This window comes from Streptomyces sp. NPDC012637 (genome assembly GCF_042954805.1).
In the GTDB taxonomy this organism is placed as follows: Bacteria; Actinomycetota; Actinomycetes; order Streptomycetales; family Streptomycetaceae; genus Streptomyces.
Window position 1 is genome coordinate 1 of sequence record NZ_JBIBDS010000021.1, and the last position, 16,629, is coordinate 16,629.

16 protein-coding genes and 2 pseudogenes are annotated in these 16,629 nt (G+C 71.5%); 9 read left to right on the plus strand and 9 right to left on the minus strand.

What is annotated here, in order from left to right; genetic code table 11:
* The 9 genes and pseudogenes from ACFY8W_RS37875 to ACFY8W_RS37915 form a co-directional block, all read right to left on the minus strand.
* Positions 1-188: pseudogene (locus ACFY8W_RS37875) on the minus strand (ABC transporter ATP-binding protein); the annotation flags it as partial.
* A gap of 32 nt (positions 189-220) precedes the next feature.
* Positions 221-1,327: an aliphatic sulfonate ABC transporter substrate-binding protein gene (locus ACFY8W_RS37880; protein ID WP_391115728.1), complete on the minus strand. Its 1,107-nt coding sequence runs from the start codon at positions 1,325-1,327 to the stop codon at positions 221-223.
* 152 nt (positions 1,328-1,479) lie between these two features.
* A complete protein-coding gene (locus ACFY8W_RS37885) occupies positions 1,480-1,587 on the minus strand; it encodes a putative leader peptide (RefSeq protein ID WP_391115729.1) in 108 nt (35 codons plus the stop codon).
* A 164-nt stretch (positions 1,588-1,751) separates the two neighbouring features.
* Entirely contained in the window at positions 1,752-2,210 is a 459-nt protein-coding gene (locus tag ACFY8W_RS37890) for an Rrf2 family transcriptional regulator (RefSeq protein WP_391115730.1), read from the minus strand.
* 130 nt (positions 2,211-2,340) lie between these two features.
* On the minus strand, positions 2,341-3,306 hold the full coding sequence (locus ACFY8W_RS37895) for a TauD/TfdA family dioxygenase (protein WP_391115731.1): 966 nt from the start codon (positions 3,304-3,306) through the stop codon (positions 2,341-2,343).
* A 76-nt stretch (positions 3,307-3,382) separates the two neighbouring features.
* On the minus strand, positions 3,383-4,747 hold the full coding sequence (locus ACFY8W_RS37900) for an NtaA/DmoA family FMN-dependent monooxygenase (protein WP_391115732.1): 1,365 nt from the start codon (positions 4,745-4,747) through the stop codon (positions 3,383-3,385).
* A 110-nt stretch (positions 4,748-4,857) separates the two neighbouring features.
* Entirely contained in the window at positions 4,858-5,748 is an 891-nt protein-coding gene (locus ACFY8W_RS37905) for an ABC transporter permease subunit (protein ID WP_391115733.1), read from the minus strand.
* Positions 5,745-6,575, minus strand: coding sequence for an ATP-binding cassette domain-containing protein (locus ACFY8W_RS37910; RefSeq protein ID WP_391115734.1), 831 nt, complete (start codon positions 6,573-6,575; stop codon positions 5,745-5,747). Before ACFY8W_RS37910 ends, ACFY8W_RS37905 begins: the two co-directional genes overlap by 4 nt.
* A 4-nt stretch (positions 6,576-6,579) precedes the next feature.
* Positions 6,580-7,602: an ABC transporter substrate-binding protein gene (locus tag ACFY8W_RS37915; RefSeq protein ID WP_391115735.1), complete on the minus strand. Its 1,023-nt coding sequence runs from the start codon at positions 7,600-7,602 to the stop codon at positions 6,580-6,582.
* 788 nt (positions 7,603-8,390) lie between these two features.
* Here ACFY8W_RS37915 and ACFY8W_RS37920 point away from each other — a divergent pair.
* From ACFY8W_RS37920 to ACFY8W_RS37960, 9 genes and pseudogenes are all read left to right on the plus strand, one after another.
* Positions 8,391-9,518, plus strand: coding sequence for an LLM class flavin-dependent oxidoreductase (locus ACFY8W_RS37920; RefSeq protein ID WP_391115736.1), 1,128 nt, complete (start codon positions 8,391-8,393; stop codon positions 9,516-9,518).
* Positions 9,518-10,033 carry a GNAT family N-acetyltransferase gene (locus ACFY8W_RS37925; protein ID WP_391115737.1) on the plus strand — a complete coding sequence of 172 codons (516 nt, stop codon included), beginning with the start codon at positions 9,518-9,520 and terminating at the stop codon, positions 10,031-10,033. The genes ACFY8W_RS37920 and ACFY8W_RS37925 overlap by 1 nt, the downstream gene beginning before the upstream one ends.
* On the plus strand, positions 10,030-10,995 hold the full coding sequence (locus ACFY8W_RS37930) for a transporter substrate-binding domain-containing protein (protein WP_391115738.1): 966 nt from the start codon (positions 10,030-10,032) through the stop codon (positions 10,993-10,995). Before ACFY8W_RS37925 ends, ACFY8W_RS37930 begins: the two co-directional genes overlap by 4 nt.
* A gap of 21 nt (positions 10,996-11,016) precedes the next feature.
* The gene (locus ACFY8W_RS37935) at positions 11,017-11,988 is read left to right on the plus strand and encodes an ABC transporter permease subunit (protein WP_391115739.1); all 972 of its coding nucleotides are present in this window, start codon (positions 11,017-11,019) and stop codon (positions 11,986-11,988) included.
* The gene (locus tag ACFY8W_RS37940) at positions 11,985-12,749 is read left to right on the plus strand and encodes an ATP-binding cassette domain-containing protein (RefSeq protein WP_391115740.1); all 765 of its coding nucleotides are present in this window, start codon (positions 11,985-11,987) and stop codon (positions 12,747-12,749) included. The genes ACFY8W_RS37935 and ACFY8W_RS37940 overlap by 4 nt, the downstream gene beginning before the upstream one ends.
* A 60-nt stretch (positions 12,750-12,809) precedes the next feature.
* On the plus strand, positions 12,810-13,793 hold the full coding sequence (locus tag ACFY8W_RS37945; protein ID WP_391115741.1) for a transporter substrate-binding domain-containing protein: 984 nt from the start codon (positions 12,810-12,812) through the stop codon (positions 13,791-13,793).
* Positions 13,794-13,818: 25 nt separating this feature from the next.
* Complete coding sequence (locus ACFY8W_RS37950; protein ID WP_391115742.1) at positions 13,819-15,024, plus strand: LLM class flavin-dependent oxidoreductase; 1,206 nt, start codon at positions 13,819-13,821, stop codon at positions 15,022-15,024.
* Between the two features lie 20 nt (positions 15,025-15,044).
* Complete coding sequence (locus tag ACFY8W_RS37955; protein WP_391115743.1) at positions 15,045-16,487, plus strand: NtaA/DmoA family FMN-dependent monooxygenase; 1,443 nt, start codon at positions 15,045-15,047, stop codon at positions 16,485-16,487.
* Positions 16,484-16,629: pseudogene (locus ACFY8W_RS37960) on the plus strand (LLM class flavin-dependent oxidoreductase); the annotation flags it as partial. The gene ACFY8W_RS37955 and the pseudogene ACFY8W_RS37960, both read left to right, overlap by 4 nt.

Here is a 16,629-nt window from a genome sequence, read left to right on the forward strand (position 1 = left end):
CAGCCCGAGGCTCCCAGGAGGGTGACGAACTCGCCGGGGGCGACGTCGAGCGAGATGTCGTCGAGGACGAGCTGTGCGCCGGCGGGACCGCCGAACGACTTCGAGACGTGCTCGATCCGGGCGGCGTGGGTCACCGCCGTACTGTCCTCGGCCCTGGCGAGCGTCGTGGTCGTGGCCATGGTCGTCATCTCCTGGGAGTTCGGGCTGCGCCGCTACGGCTTTACTTGGCGCCGAGACCGGCGTCGGCGACCTCGGGCTTGCCTTCGGCCTTGAGCACCTTGTTGAGCAGCGTGAGGTCGTAGATGCCTGCCAGCTCGGGCTTCTTCAGCAGCCCCGCGTCCACCGCGTGGTCCGCCTGCGCCTGGAGGGTGGCGGCGAGCGGGTCGTCGGTGATGGTGATGGACGGCCAGGCGGCGTCGATCACCTTGGCGGACAGCGGCTTTCCGGTCTCCTTCTTCAGCGCCGCGTTCACCGACTCCTTGGCCTTGTCCGGGTTGGCGGTGATCCACGCGTTGGTCTTCACCGTGCCGCGCAGCACGGCTTCGACGACGTCCGGGTGCTCCTTGAGGAAGGCCTGGCGCACGATGATGTTGGTGATGACGAACTTCTTCTCGGGCCACAGGTCGGACTCGTCGAGGAGGACCTTCCCGCCCTGGCTGACCAGCTTCGACGCGGTCGGCTCCGGCACCCAGGCGCCGTCGATGGAACCCGACTTGTAGGCGTCCGGCGTCACCTTGTTGTCCGTGCGCAGCACGGAGACGTCGCCCTTGCCGGACTGCGAGTCGACCTTCCAGCCCTTCTCGGACACCCAGTGCAGGAAGGCGACGTCCTGGGTGTTGCCGAGCTGCGGGGTGGCGATCCGCTTGCCCTTGACGTCGTCGACCGTCTTGATCTTCTCCGGGTTGACCACCAGCTTCACACCGCCCGAGGCGGAACCGGAGATGATCCTCAGGTTCTGGCCCTTGGACTTGGTGTAGCCGTTGATGGCGGGGGAGGGGCCGATGAAGCCGATGTCGATCGAGCCGGCGTTCAGCGCCTCGATCTCGGACGGGCCGGCGTTGAAGGTCGAGGGCTTGATCGTGGTGCCGCCGAGCTCCTTCTGGAGCAGTCCCTCCTGGACGCCCACGAGAGCGGTGGCGTGGGTCAGGTTGGGGAAGTAGCCGATCCGCACTTCACCCGCGGAGAGCTTCTTGGCGTCGGCCGCGACCTTGGGCTGCTCGTCGTCCTCGGTCGCCTGGGAGCCGTAGCCGCAGGCGGTGAGCAGGAGAGGGAGCGCCGCGACGGCGGCGATGGTGCGCAGGGTGGTGAGCGGTCTTGCGGCAGACACGGAGGTGTCCTTTCAGGGAAAGGGTTTCAGGGAAGTGCGGAGATGCGCGACGCGCGCCCTCGGCGGTCGGCGGCCCTTGCGGGGGCGGGGGCGGGGGTGCGAAGGGCGGCGGCGGTGTTCTGTGGAGCGGGGGACGGATCCGCTGAACGGCCTCAGAACGGCAGACAGATGGCGCTGGACGTGCGGCCGAGGTCGATGTGCCGGCGGGAGGTGAGAAGGGAGGGCGGGAGCGCGTCGTGTAGCTGCTTGAGCGTGCGCACGGCCGTCACCTCCCGGAGCGGAATCCCTAGTTTTCCCACCTGACTGATAGGCATAGTGGCAGAGGCGAGTTTCGGCCCCAAGAGGGATTTCGCATAGTGGACGATCTCGTCTTACGATCCGAGAAACCGCAGCTCAGCCCGAGGGGCTGGGTGCGCCTCTCGGGTCAGGGATTGGTCCAGGCCGTCGGGTCCTGCGCCAAGGAGTGCACGAAGCCGGGGAGCTCGCCCGAGGCGATGTCCGCCAGCGAGACGCCTTCCAGGATCTGGCGGACGTTCGCTCGCAGGGCGACCCACAGCGGCAGCAGGGCCTCCGCGGGACCGTTGTACGAGAGCTCCGGCGGGCGCACGCCGCGTACGGAGACCAGCGGGCCGTCGACCGCCCGCACCACGTCGGCGACGGAGATGTCCTCGGCGGCCCTGGCCAGCCGGTAGCCGCCGCTCGCGCCGCGCTGGCTGAGCACCAGCCCGCCGCGGCGCATGTCGTTGAGGATGCCTTCGAGGAACTTGTGCGGGATCTCCTGTGCCTCGGCGATGGCCTCCGCCTTCAGGGGGCCGCCCTCGGGGGCGCCGGCGAGGAGGAGGGCGGCCCGTACCGCGTAGTCCGCCCTGGCTGAGATCCGCATGTGGGCATTATCCCGCAGGTCGCGCCGCCGGTCGCGGTGGGTCGGGCGGGCGGGGACCCGCCCGGATCCTCGCGGCGCGGCCCCGGTCCGCCTGGCGGACCGGGGCCGTCGGCTGCTCCGTGCGGGCCGGTCAGGCCGGCAGGGGCGTGTAGTGGGCGGCGTCGTCGCCCTCGACGACGTGGCTGAGGGCGCCGTCGACCCCGGCGGGGACGTCCCCGGCGACGGTGACGCGGTGCAGGAGCCGAGGCTGGTCGCCGTAGTCGTCCGGCGCGTAGTGCTGGGTGATGCGGTTGTCGAACAGCACCAGGTCGCCGACGTTCCAGGAGATCCGCACCAGGTTCTCGGGCCGGGTGACGTACGACTGGAGGAGCCCCAGCAGGACCCGCGACTCCGCCGGGCCGAACCCGACCAGGCTCTGCGCGAACCCGCCGATGAACAGGCCCCGTTCGCCGCTCTCGGGGTGGACGCGCACGACGGGATGGGCGGTGCGGTAGCGCCGTGAGACGAACCGCTTGCGGTGCTCGGCGGCCTTCTCGTTCTTCGGCTCGGCGTAGTCGTACGCGTTGGTGTGCACCGCCCAGAGCCGGTCGGCGAGCTCGCGCAGCGGCTCCGGCAGGTCCCGGTAGGCCGCGGCGGCGTTGGCGATCAGGGTGTTGCCGCCGTACGGCGGGACGACGAGGGCCCGCAGGGTGGACGCCTTGGGCGGCGTGCGGACGAAGGTGACGTCCGTGTGCCAGTGGTTGGCGCGGATGCCCCCGTCACCGTCCACCGGCAGGATCTCCGGCCGCCCGTCGACGGCGGGCACAGTGGGGTGGGCGGCCGTCAACCTGCCGAAGAGGGAGGCGAAGCGCAGCTGACCGTCGTCGTCGAGGTGCTGCTCGCGGAAGACGAGGACCTTGTGCTCCAGCAGGGCCGCGTTGAGCGCAGCGACGGTGTGCGGGGCGAGGTCGTCCGCCAGGTCCAGGCCGTCGATCTCGGCGCCGATGCGGCCCCCGATCCGGCGGAGCTCGAAGCCGGTCGGGCCGGTCGGCTCGGCCGCCGTGGTGGGCGTGGTGGGCGCGGTGGGCGCGCCCGAGGTGGTGGATGCGATGGTCATGCCAGGTCGTCCTTCCAGAAGGTGATGAGCTGGGGCGAAGGCGTCGGTGGTGTGGTGGGGCCGGGCGCGGCGCTGGTCAGGCCGTCGCTCCGGCGTGGACGGCCGCTGCGGGCGCGGGGGCCGTGGCGGCCGTCGGCCGCGGCAGCCCGTAGTGCTCCCGCAGGGTGCGGCCGGTGTACTCGGTGCGGAACAGACCGCGGGCCTGGAGGATCGGGACGACCTGGTCCACGAAGTGGTCGAGCCCGCCGGGCAGGTACGGCGGCATGATGTTGAACCCGTCGGCCGCGCCCTGGGCGAACCACTCCTGGAGCTGGTCGGCGATCTGCTCGGCGGTGCCGGCGACGACCCGGTGGCCGCGTCCGCCGCCGAGCCGGGCGATCAGCTCGCGCAGGGTGAGCCCGTCGCGCCGGGCGAGTTCGGCGACGAGCGTGAAGCGGCTCTTGTTGCCGTTGATGTCGCGTTCGGCCGGCAGTTCGGGCAGCGGGCCGTCCAGCGGCAGGCCGGTCAGGTCGGTTCCGAGCATCCCGGAGAGCTGGGCGAGGCCGTACTCCGGCACCTGGAGGTCGGTGAGCTCCTGTTCCAGGGCGCGGGCCTCAGCCTCCGTCGAGCCGATGACGGGGCAGATGCCGGGCAGGATCCTCACCTCGTCCTCGGCCCGGCCGTGACGGGCCACCCTGCCCTTGAGGTCCTGGTAGAACGCCTGGGCGTCGGCCAGGGTCTGCTGCGCGGTGAACACCGCCTCCGCGTACCGGACCGCGAACTCCTTGCCGTCCTCCGAGGATCCCGCCTGCACCAGCAGCGGGTGCCCCTGCGGGGAGCGGGGCACGTTCAGCGGGCCGCGTACTCGGAAGTGCGTCCCCCGGTGGTCGATCGGCCGGACCTTGTCGGTGTCCGCGTAGACGCCGCCCGCGCGGTCGAGGACGATCGCGTCGTCGGCCCAGCTGTCCCAGAGCTTGACGGCGACGTCGACGAACTCCCGGGCCCGCTCGTAGCGCAGGCCGTGTTCCAGGTGTTCGTCGCGGCCGAAGTTGCGGGCCTCGTCGACGCTCCCGGACGTCACGATGTTCCAGCCGGCCCGACCGCCGCTGAGGTGATCGAGGGAGGCGAACGCGCGGGCCGTGGTGAACGGTTCGTTGAACGTGGTCGAGACGGTGGCGATGAGCCCGATGCGCTCGGTGGCGACGGCCAGCGCCGACAGGAGGGTGAGCGGCTCGAAGCCGCCGAGAGCGTTGTACCGGGCGTTGCCCCACAGGGCGAGCCCGTCGGCGAGGAACACCGAGTCGAGCAGCCCGCGCTCGGCGGTCCGGGCCAGCTCCTGGAAGTACCTCAGATCGGTGACGCGCTCCGGGGTCGTGCGGGGGTGCCGCCAGGCGGCGTCGTGGTGGCCGGCGTTCATCAGGAAGGCGTTGAGGTGCAGGTGACGGGGCGGTGATCCGGGCATGGCAGTGTCCTAGGTGGGTGAGCGGGGACCCGGCGATCCACCGGGCCCTGGTGGCCTCGTGGGCGCCGGAGTCCGCCGAGGCGACTACGGGGCGGGCGGCAAGGCGTGGTTCAGCCGTTGGCGGGGACGCGCCAGGAGCTGAGCCGCCGCTCCAGGGCGACGAGGAGCTGGTTGAAGACCACGCCGATCGCGGAGATCGTGATGATCCCGGCGTACATCTGCGGGATGGCGAAGTTGTACTGCGAGGCGTTGATCAGATAGCCGAGACCCGCCTTGGCGCCGATCATCTCGGCGGCGACCAGGACCAGGATGGACACGGCTCCCGCGAGCCGGACGCCGGTGAACACCGCCGGCACCGAGGCCGGGAGGATCACCTTCTGGAACAGCCGTACCGCGGGCAGGTCGAGCGACCGGGCCAGCCGGAGCAGGGTCGGGTCCACGGACCGTACGGCGCTGATGGTGCTGAGCAGCACGGGCCAGGTGCAGGCGTACACGACGATCGAGACCTTGGACGTCTCGCCGATGCCGAGCAACAGCACGAACACCGGCAGCAGGGCGAGGGCGGCGGTGTTCCGGAAGACCTCGAGCAGCGGCCCGAGGAGGTCCGCCACCGGCCGGTACCAGCCGATCAGCAGGCCGAGCGGTACGGCGAGCGACACCGCGATCCCGAAGCCGCTGAGGGACCGGGCGAGGCTGGCCCGCGCGTTCTCGGCGAGCTGCCCGTCGGCGGCGAGCCGCCACCACGCCTGGGCGACCTCGCTGAACGGAGGGAGGAACGTCCGGTCGACGAGGCCCAGCCGGGGCGCGGTCTCCCACAGCAGGAGCAGCGCCACGACGGCCGCCGACCTGGTGCCGGCCCTGACGAGCCCGTACGCCAGCCGGCGCCCTGGCCACCGCCGGGACCGCACGGGACGCGCCGGGGCCGGGGCTGCGGTCTTCGGGGGCGCTGCCCCGGGGCGGGCGGCGAGGCCGGTACCGGCCTCGGTGGTCACGGTACTCATACGGCGACTCCTTCCCTTTCCTCCTGCTGGGCCCGGGACACCTCGTCGCGGAGCAGGGACCAGACGTGGTGCCGGTAGCGGGCGAACTCGGGGCTGGAACGTGGGTCGTCGCCGTCCGCCGGGGCCGGCAGGTCGACCGGCACGACCTCCTTGATCCGGCCGGGCCGGGAGGTCATCACGGCCACCCGCTGCCCCAGGTGCACGGCCTCGTCGATGCCGTGCGTGATGAAGACGACCGTCTTGCCGGTGGCCCGCCAGATGCGCAGCAGCTCGTCCTGGAGGGACTCCCGGGTCTGGGCGTCCAGCGCCGCGAAGGGCTCGTCCATCAGCAGCACGTCGGGGTCGTACGCCAGGCTGCGCGCGATGGCGACGCGCTGCCGCATCCCGCCCGACAGCTCGTGCGGATGCCGCCCCTCGAACCCGGTCAGCCCCACGAGGTCCAGGAACTCCCGTGCCCGTGCGGCCCGTTCGCGCCGGGGGACGCCGACGGCCTCGAGCCCGAACTCGACGTTGCCCTGGGCGGTGCGCCAGGGCAGCAGCGCGTACTGCTGGAACACGATGCCCCGGTCGAGGCCCGGACCGGTCACGGGGGAGCCGTCGAGGAGGATGCGGCCCGACGTGGGCCGGGACAGGCCGCCGAGGAGGTCGAGGAGGGACGACTTCCCGCAGCCGCTGGGTCCCACGACGACGAGGAACTCACCGGCGCCGACGGTCAGGTCGACACCGTCGAGCGCGGTGACGACCGAGCGGGCGCCGTCCTTGCCCTTGACGCAGAACTCCTTGCCCACCCCGTCGAAGACGATCTTTGCTGTGTGCGCGGCGGTCACGCGGTCACCTCCCGTTGCGGTTGAAGTCGTTGGTGTAGAGGGCGTCGAGACGGACCCGGCCCCGGTCGACGTCCCCGCGCTCGGCCAGCCAGTCGATCCAGAGCCGGAGGTCCTCGCCCGAGATGCGCCCGCCGGGCTCGGCCACGCCGTACGACTTCCAGTAGCGCAGGGCGCCGGCGTCCTCGTTCCGCTTCCGCTTCCGGACGATCTCCGTCATCCGGGCGACGACCTCGTCGCGCGGGGTGGTGCGCGACCAGTCGAGCGCCCGGCCGACGCCGGTGACGAAGGTCCGTACCGTGTCGGGGTTCTGTCTGATGAAGCGCTCGGTCATGACGTACGTGCCGGCGCTGAACGAGCCCAGGAGCTGGTGGTCGGTGAACAGCGGCCGCAGCCCGCCGTTGGCCAGGGCCTTGTCCCGCAGTACGCCGCCGAGCACGGCCACGTCGATCTGCCGCTGGCGCAGCGACTGTTCGGTGTTCACGGGAGGCACGACGAGGGGCTCGACCTTGCCGGCGTCCGCCGAGGACAGCCCGCCGCGCTGCAGGTAGATGTCCAGCATGGCCTCGGAGTGCGCGCCGAGGGTGTTCATGCCGACCTTCTTGCCGACGAGGTCGCGGGCGGAGCGGAGGGGGCTGTCGGCGAGGACGTAGTAGCCGCTGTACGCGTGCTCGTCGGAGCCGTAGTAGCTGATGACCGCCTTGATCGGCGCGCCGCCGGCCGCGAGCTTCACCACCGCGCCGTTGAACGCGCCACCGAAGTCGACCTGGCCGGTGGCTGCCGACTGGATGTCCTGCGGGCCGCTGATGGTGTTGCCGACCCACTCCAGTCTCACGTCCTCCAGGTGGCCGAGGTCCTGCGCGAGTTCGGCGGGGGTGACCTGGCCGGTCCAGCCCTGGTAGCGGAGCGTCTTGGTGCCGCCCTTGGCGGAGCCGCCGCTACCCGCGGCCGTGCCGCATCCGACCGCGACGGCCGAGAGGCCGAGCAGGGCGAGGAACTGGCGTCGGTTCGTCGGGGACAACGTGCTCATCGGAACGTCCTGTTCAGAGTGGGGACGAATGCGGAATCGCAGCGGAGATCGCGCCGCCGAATTCCGGAGAATGCGAGGAACCAGGGAAAGGGCGGGGAAAGAGGAGCAGGGAACGCGCCGCACGCGAGCGGGGGCGTGCGGGGCTGTGGCCTGTGACGTGCCCGCCGACGGGTCGTCTAACAGGCGCGGAGGAACGCGGAGGGAGCGCAGGCGTGCCGCCGGAGACCGGCGTGCAGCCGCGTGCCGAGGTTCGCAGACCGGCTCACGCCAACGAGGCTGGCAGCGGGAATCGGCCACGTCAATGCGAGAAACGGCCCCGTCTCAATTCCGAATTCCTCGACATGCGCCTGAAGTACGCCGTTCATCATTCGCGCCGCGGGCGGCCGCCCCGGAACCGCCCGGCACCGGTCCGTCATCCGGGCCGTGGTTGACGAGAAGCGCGATGTGCTGCTCAATTGGTCGCATGAATGCCGAGCAGCGCCTGGTCACCCGTGGCCACATCGACTTCGGTCGGGTGTGGTCCGCGGCGTGTTGCGCCTGACGCGGCAGCGGGCCGTCTGACCGGCCCTTCCTTCCCTCGGTGACGCCGTCGCGGGCCGAGGCGATCCTCTCGTGGCACCGTCGCACGCTCCCGCTCGCGCCCCTATGCCGAGCCGGCGTGCGGACGCCCCTGCGAGCCCTGCCGCACCGCCTCCGCCACTCCGCCGCCGCCACTCCGCCGTGGCCGCGTGCCCGCGTGCCGCCGCACCACGTCCCGGACCGTAGGACCTGAGGAAAGGCCATCTCCCATGCCCGTGGAGTTCCTTGGCATCGCCGCCACCAACGACGGCTCCGAAACCACCCCGCGCTCCGGCGCGGCCTTCGACAAGGAGTACACGCTCCGGCTCGCCCGGGCGCACGAGGACCACGGCTGGGACCGCGTGCTGTTCGCCTACGGTTCCGGTTCGGCCGACCCCGCGCCGGCCGCCGCCTACGTCGCGAGCAGGCTGGACCGCCTCGGGATCCTGCTCGCCCACCGGCCCAACGTCTCGTACCCCACCTTCGCCGCCAAGACCTTCGCCACCCTCGACCGGATCAGTGAAGGCCGGCTGACCGTCCACTTCATCACCGGCGGCAACGACCACGAGCAGGGCCGCGAGGGCGACTTCCTCACCAAGGACGAGCGCTACGCCCGCACCCGCGAGTACATCCGGATCGTCAAGAAGATCTGGACCACCCACGAGGCCTTCGACCACGAGGGCGAGCACTACCGCTTCCACGACTTCGTCAGCGACGTCTTCCCCGTCCAACAGCCCCGCCCCGGTGTCTCGTTCGGCGGCTCGTCAGCCGCGGCGTACGCCGCCGGGGGCGCCGAGGCCGACATCTACTGCCTGTGGGGCGAGCCCCTGGCCGAGACCGCCGAGCAGATCGAGGCCGTGAAGGCCGCCGCCAGGACAGCGGGCCGCACGGACGTCCCCCGCATCCAGGTGGCGTTCCGCCCGATCATCGCCCCGACCGAGGAGCTGGCGTGGGAGAAGGCCCACCGCACGGTCGGCGCGATCCGCGAGCGGCGCGAGGCGGGTCTGGTGCGGCACCACCGCAGAGGGACCCGGGAGAGCCCGGAGAACACCGGCTCGCAGCGGCTGATCGCCATCGCCGAGGCGGGGGAGCGCTACGACCGCGCGCTGTGGACGCCGACCGCCGCCGCGACCGGAGGGTCCGGCAACTCCAACGCCCTGGTCGGTACACCGGAAACGGTCGCCCAGGCACTGCTCGACTACTACGACCTCGGCGTCGACATCCTCTCCGCCCGCGGCTACGACCTCCTGGGCGACGCCGTCGACTTCGGCCGGTACGTGATCCCGATCGTCCGCGAGGAGGTCGCCAAGCGCGACGCCGAGCGCACGGCACGCGGCACCCTCGCGGCGGTGCGCTGATGACCCACGCCCCGGAGCTGACGGTGGTCCAGGTCCCCGTCTCCGATCCCCGGGTCCGGCCGCTGCTGCGGGAACTCGGCGACGAGTACACCCGGCGCTACGGCAAGGACGCGCACGCCGAGATCTCCCGCTACCCCGACGAGGAGTTCACCGCCCCGCACGGAGGCGTCCTGCTCCTGCTCCTCGAACACGGCGAGCCGGTCGCGGGCGGCGCCTTCCGCCGGTACGACGCGACCACCGCCGAACTGAAGCGGATCTGGACGCACTCCGCCCACCGGCGGCGGGGCCTCGCCCGCCGAGTCGTCGCCGAACTGGAGGGCGAGGCGGGCGCCCGCGGCTACCGGCGGATCTACCTGACCACCGGCCCGCGCCAGCCCGAGGCCCGCGACCTGTACCTGGCCACCGGCTACGCGCCGCTGTTCGACACGGAGGCCGACCCGGAGACCATCGGCCCGCTGCCCTTCGAAAAGCACCTGCCGACCGCAACACCCCAAGGAAAGGCAGCACACCTGTGAGCGTCCCTGACAGAGCGACACACCTGCGCCGACTGCGCGGCGTCGCCACCACCGCGCTGCTGCCCCTCCTGGCGCTGACCGCCTGCGGCTCCGGCGACACCCCCGGCACCACACCGGCGGGCGCCCAGGCATCCCCGGCACCGGCCGACGACCCGGTCGCCGCCGTGGGCAAGGTGGACTCCGTCGCCGCCCTGCTGCCCGCCGACGTACGCAAGGCCGGCACGCTGCGGATCGGCAGCTCGATCGGATCCCCGCCCGGCGCGTACTACCCGAACGGGCAGGACAAGCCGCCCGCCGGCCAGGACATCGACATCGCCGACGCGGTGGCCAAGGTCCTCGGCGTGAGGCTGGAGCGGCAGGACGCCTCCTTCGAGACGATCCTGCCCGCCCTCGGCAGCGGCAAGTACGACGTCGGCACCGGCAACTTCGGCGTCACCACCGAACGCCTGAAGACCGTCGACTTCGTCACCTACATCAACGACGGCCAGGGCTTCGCGGTGAAGAAGGGCGACACCACGCTCACGACGAAGGTCACCGACCTCACCCAGCTGTGCGGGCTGAACATCGGCACCGGCGCCGGCACCACCTTCGAGGCGACCCTCACCGCACAGAAGGGAGTCTGCGCCGAGGCCGGCAAGAAGCCGTACGACGTCAAGGTCTACTCGGAGAACGGGGCGACGCAGACCGCGCTCCAGCAGGGCCGCATCGACGTCGTCATGTCGACCATCAACGGCCTGCGCTACCAGGCGGCACAGCCCGCCGCGCAGACCACCTTCCTCGGCGAGTACCACCGCCTCGACGTCGGCTTCGCCTTCACGAAGGGCTCCCCGCTCACCAAGGCCTTCCAGGCCGCCGTCAACGAGCTGATCAAGGACGGCACATACGCCCGGATCCTCGGGAAGTGGGGCACCACGGCCTCCGCGATCGACACGTCCCGGATCAACCCGCCCGAGCACGGATAAGAGTCGAGCAGGAACACCACCATGGCACTCACCACAGGCTCCGCCTCCGCGCCACCGGGCGCGCCATCCCCGGGCACCGGCCCCGGGACACGACCCGCCCCGGACGCCCCGGACTCGCTCACGGTCGTCCCCGCCCGGCACTACGCCCGCTGGGCGGCGGCCGTCGCCGTGATCGTGCTGGTCGCCCAGTTCGCGCACGGCCTGGCCACCAACCCGGTCTGGGAGTGGGACGTCTTCCGCGCCTACTTCCTGTCCGAGACGATCGTCCAGGCGGTGTGGGTGACCCTCCAGCTCACCGCGTACGCCACCGTGCTCGGCTTCCTCCTCGGCACCGTCCTGGCGTTCATGCGGCTGTCGCACAGCCCGGTGCTGCAGACCGTCGCCTGGTCGTACATCTGGATCTTCCGGTCCATCCCGATGATCGTCCAGCTGGTGTTCTGGTTCAACCTGAGCGCCCTGTACGAGGAGTTGGGCGTCGGCATCCCCTTCGGGCCGGTGTTCTGGTCCGTCGACAGCAACAGCCTCATCGGCACCATCGGCGCCGCCGTCATCGGACTGACGCTGCACCAGGCCGCCTACGCGGCCGAGATCGTGCGCGGCGGCGTCATCGCCGTGGACCACGGACAGCGGGAGGCGGCAGCGGCCCTGGGCATCCCCCGGCTGCGGCAGATCCGCCGGATCGTGCTGCCACAGGCCATGCGCGCCATCCTGCCCACGGCCGGCAACGAGATCATCGGCCTGCTCAAGGGAACCTCGGTGGTCTACGTGATGGCCATCGGCGAGCTCTTCTACCAGGTGCAGGTGATCTACGGCCGCAACGGCCGGGTGATCCCCCTGCTCCTCGTCGCCACCGCCTGGTACGTGCTCCTCACCTCCCTGCTGTCGGTCGCGCAGTACTACGTGGAGCGCCGCTACGCCCGGGGCGCCGACCGCACCCCGCCGCCCACCCCGCTCCAGCGGGCCCGGCGCCTCGTGACGAAGGAGAGCTCATGAGCACCGTCATGGTCGACGTCCACGGCGTCCACAAGAGCTTCGGCCCGCTGGAAGTGCTGCGCGGCGTCGACCTGCAGGTCCGGGCGGGCGAGGTCACCGTGATCCTCGGCCCGTCCGGCTCCGGGAAGTCCACGCTGCTGCGCACCATCAACCACCTGGAGAAGGTCGACCAGGGCTGGATCAGCATCGACGACGAGCTCATCGGCTACCGCCGCTCCGGCAACAAGCTGTACGAGCTGAAGGAGAAGGACGTCCTCAAGCAGCGCACCCACATCGGGTTCGTGTTCCAGAACTTCAACCTCTTCCCGCACCTGACCGTGCTGGAGAACCTGATCGAGGCCCCCGTCTCCGCGCTGCGCCGCCCGCGCAGGGAAGCGGAGGAGACCGCCCGCCGGCTCCTCGACCGCGTCGGCCTCGCCGACAAGACCGAGGCCTATCCGCGGCAGCTCTCCGGCGGCCAGCAGCAGCGCGTGGCCATCGCCCGCGCCCTCGCCCTCGAACCGAAGGTGCTGCTCTTCGACGAACCCACCTCGGCACTCGACCCGGAGCTCGTCGGCGAGGTCCTCGACGTCATCAAGGACCTGGCCCGCACCGGCACCACCATGATCGTCGTGACCCACGAGATCGGCTTCGCCCGCGAGGTCGCCGACACCGTGGTGTTCATGGACGACGGCGTCGTCGTGGAGCAGGGCCCGCCCGCGGACGTCCTGGACGACCCGCGGCACGAGCGCACCCGCGCCTTCCTCTCCAAGGTCCTCTGACCACCCCTCACCCTCCGGGCACCTCCTCCGGGCACCCCCTTCCACGCAAGGAGCACGTCCATGACCACCTCGATCAACCGCCGCACCGCCGCCGCGGCCCTGGGACTGACCGCCTCCCTCGTCCTCGCCGCCTGCGGCAACCCCTCCGACGGCGGTACGACCGAGGTCGCGGCCGCGTCGGGCGGCACGGTGAAGATCAACCTGAGCCCCGACCAGAACCGCGTCACCACCGCCAAGGTCGACTCCATAGCCGCCGCCGTCCCGGAGGAGATCCGCAAGCGCGGCACCCTGGAGATCGTCGACTCCTCCGGCTCGGCCGCGCCGCTGACCTTCTTCGCCACCGACAACAAGACCGTCATCGGAGTCGAGCCCGACATCGCGTACCTGGTCGCCGACGTACTCGGCCTCGAGCCGCACATCAACACGGTCTCCTGGGAGAACATCTTCGTCGGCCTGGACAGCGCCAAGTACGACGTCGGCTTCAGCAACATCACCGTCACCGAGGAGCGCAAGGAGAAGTACGACTTCGCCACCTACCGCGAGGACAACCTGGGCTTCGAGGCGAAGAAGGGCAGCGGCCTGAAGATCACCGGGCCCGCGGACGTCGCCGGCCGGACCGTCGCCGTGGGCAGCGGCACCAACCAGGAGAAGCTGCTCGTCGAGTGGAGCAAGGAGAACGTCAAGGCCGGCCGCAAGCCGGTGGACATCAAGTACTACCAGAACGACAGCGACACCTACCTCGCCCTGCAGTCCGGCCGCATCGACCTCTACCTCGGGCCGAACCCGACCGCCGCCTACCACGCGGCCACCACCGGGAAGACGGAGGTGGTCGGCACGTACTCCGGCGCCGGCGCCACCCTCCAGGGCCTCATCGCCGCCACCACCAAGAAGGACAGCGGCCTGGCCAAGCCGCTCGCCGACGCGCTCAACCACGTCATCGAGAACGGCACGTACGCGAAGGTGCTCCAGCGCTGGGGCCTGTCCGACGAGGCCGTGACCACGTCCGCGATCAACCCGCCCGGCCTGCCGAAGACCAACAAGTAGCCCCGACCAGGAAGGGCCCCTCCTCGTGTCCGCACATCCCCCTCTCCACCTCGCCGTGGCGCTGGACGGCGCCGGCTGGCACCCGGCCGCATGGCGCGAGCCGGACGCCCGCCCCCGTGACCTGTTCACCGCCGCCTACTGGGCCGGCCTCGTGACCGAGGCCGAACGCGGCCTGCTCGACTTCGTGACGATCGAGGACGGGCTCGGGCCGCAGTCCTCGCACCCCACGGAGCCGGACGAGCGCACCGACCAGGTCCGGGGGCGGCTGGACGCCGTGCTGGTCGCCGCCCGGGTCGCACCGCTGACCCGGCACATCGGACTGGTGCCGACCGTGGTGGCCACCCACACCGAGCCGTTCCACATCTCCAAGGCGATCGCCACCCTGGACTACGTCAGCAACGGTCGCGCGGGCCTGCGCGTCCAGGTGACGGCACGGCGGAACGAGGCCGCGCACTTCGGCCGCCGTGCCTTCCCGGCCCTCCGCGCCGAGGACCGGGACACCCCGGCCGCCCGGGAGCTGATCGCCGAGCTGTTCGAGGAGGCCGCCGACCACGTCGAGGTGGTGCGCCGCCTGTGGGACAGCTGGGAGGACGACGCGGAGATCCGTGACGTCGCCACCGGGCGCTTCGTCGACCGCGACAAGCTGCACTACATCGACTTCGAGGGCCGGCACTTCCGCGTCAGGGGGCCCTCGATCACCCCACGGCCGCCGCAGGGCCAGCCGGTCGTCAGCGCGCTCGCGCACGAAGGCGTGCCGTACCGACTGGTGGGCCGCTCCGCCGACATCGGGTACGTCACCCCGCGCGACACCGGCCACGCCCGTGCCGCCGTGGCCGAGATCCGCGCCGCCCAGGACGCCGCGGGGCGGGCGGGGGAGCGACTGCACGTCTTCGGCGACCTGGTCGTGTTCCTGGACGACGATCCCGCGGCGGCGGAGGACCGCAGGGCCCGCCTGGACGGTCTTGCCGGCCACGCCTTCACCAGCGACGCCGAGGTGTTCACGGGCACGCCACGGCAACTCGCCGACCTGCTGCTGGAGTTGCGTGAGGCCGGGCTGAGCGGTTTCCGGCTGCGCCCGGGAGCGATCGGCCACGACCTGGAGCAGATCACGCGGGGTCTCGGGCCCGAACTCCAGAGCCGAGGCGCCTTCCGGCACGCCTACGAGGCGGACACCCTCCGGGGGCTGCTCGGACTCGCCCGCCCCGCGAACCGCTACGCCGCCGCCGTCTGAGCCGCAGGAGTCGCACCACCATGACGAACCCGACGAACCCGACGAACCCGACCAACGGCAAGCCCATGAAGCAGATCCACCTCGCCGCCCACTTCCCCGGCGTGAACAACACCACGGTGTGGAGCGACCCCCGGGCGGGCAGCCACATCGAGTTCGACTCGTTCGCGCACTTCGCGCGGACCGCCGAACGCGCGAAGTTCGACTTCCTGTTCCTCGCCGAGGGACTGCGGCTGCGCGAACAGGGCGGCCGGATATACGACCTGGACGTGGTGGGGCGGCCCGACACCTTCACCGTCCTGTCCGCGCTCGCCGCCGTCACCGACCGCCTCGGCCTGACCGGCACCATCAACTCCACCTTCAACGAGCCCTACGAGGTGGCCCGCCAGTTCGCCAGCCTGGACCACCTGTCCGGCGGACGCGCCGCCTGGAACGTCGTCACCTCCTGGGACGCCTTCACCGGCGAGAACTTCCGGCGCGGCGGCTTCCTCCCCGAGGACCAGCGGTACTCCCGGGCCGAGGAGTTCCTGTCCACCGCCATCGAGCTGTTCGACTCGTGGCACGGCGACGAGATCGTCGCCGACCGGGAGTCCGGGATCTTCCTGAAGGGAGCGCGGGCCGGAGCCTTCGTCCACCACGGGCGGCACTTCGACATCGCCGGCCGGTTCAACGTCCCGCGCAGCCCGCAGGGCCGCCCGGTGATCTTCCAGGCCGGAGACTCCGAGGAGGGCCGCGAGTTCGCCGCCTCCAGCGCGGACGCCATCTTCAGCAGGCACAGCACCCTGGAGGCCGGCCGGGCCTTCTACACCGACGTCAAGGGACGCCTGGCCCGTCACGGCCGGAGCCACGACCAGCTCCTGATCCTGCCCGCGGCGACCTTCGTGCTCGGCGACACCGACGCCGAGGCGCAGGAGCTGGCCCGTGAGGTACGACGGCAGCAGGTCAGCGGCCGGACGGCGATCAGGTACCTCGAACACGTCTGGAACCGGGACCTGTCCGGGTACGACCCGGACGGCCCGCTCCCCGACATCGACCCGGACCCCGGCGAACACACCATCGCCCGCGGCCGGGCCGGCGTCCGGTCGTTCCGCGACCCGCTCGCCGTGGCCAGGGAATGGCGCGAGCGCGCCGAAGCGGAGAACCTGTCGATCCGCGAGCTGGTCATCGAGACCACCGGCCGCCAGTCGTTCGTCGGCTCCCCGGTCACGGTCGCCGACACCATCGACCACTTCGTCCAGACGGACGCCGCCGACGGCTTCATCCTGGTCCCGCACATCACCCCCGGCGGTCTCGACGCGTTCGCCGACACCGTCGTCCCGCTGCTCCAGGAACGCGGTGTGTTCCGCCACGAGTACACCGGCACCACGCTCCGCGAGCACCTCGGCCTGGCCCATCCCGACGCCCATCCCGAGGCTGGCCCCGACGCCTTCGCCGGGCAGCCGGAGATCCGGCGGGTGGCGTCGTGAAGTTCCTGGCCATCACCCTCATCGTGCACGCCCCGGACCCGGTGACCGGCGTCCAGAAGTCCACCAACGAGCGCTTCCGGGAGGTGATCGACAACGCGCTGCTGGCCGAGGAACTCGGCTTCGACGGCTTCGGCGTCGGCGA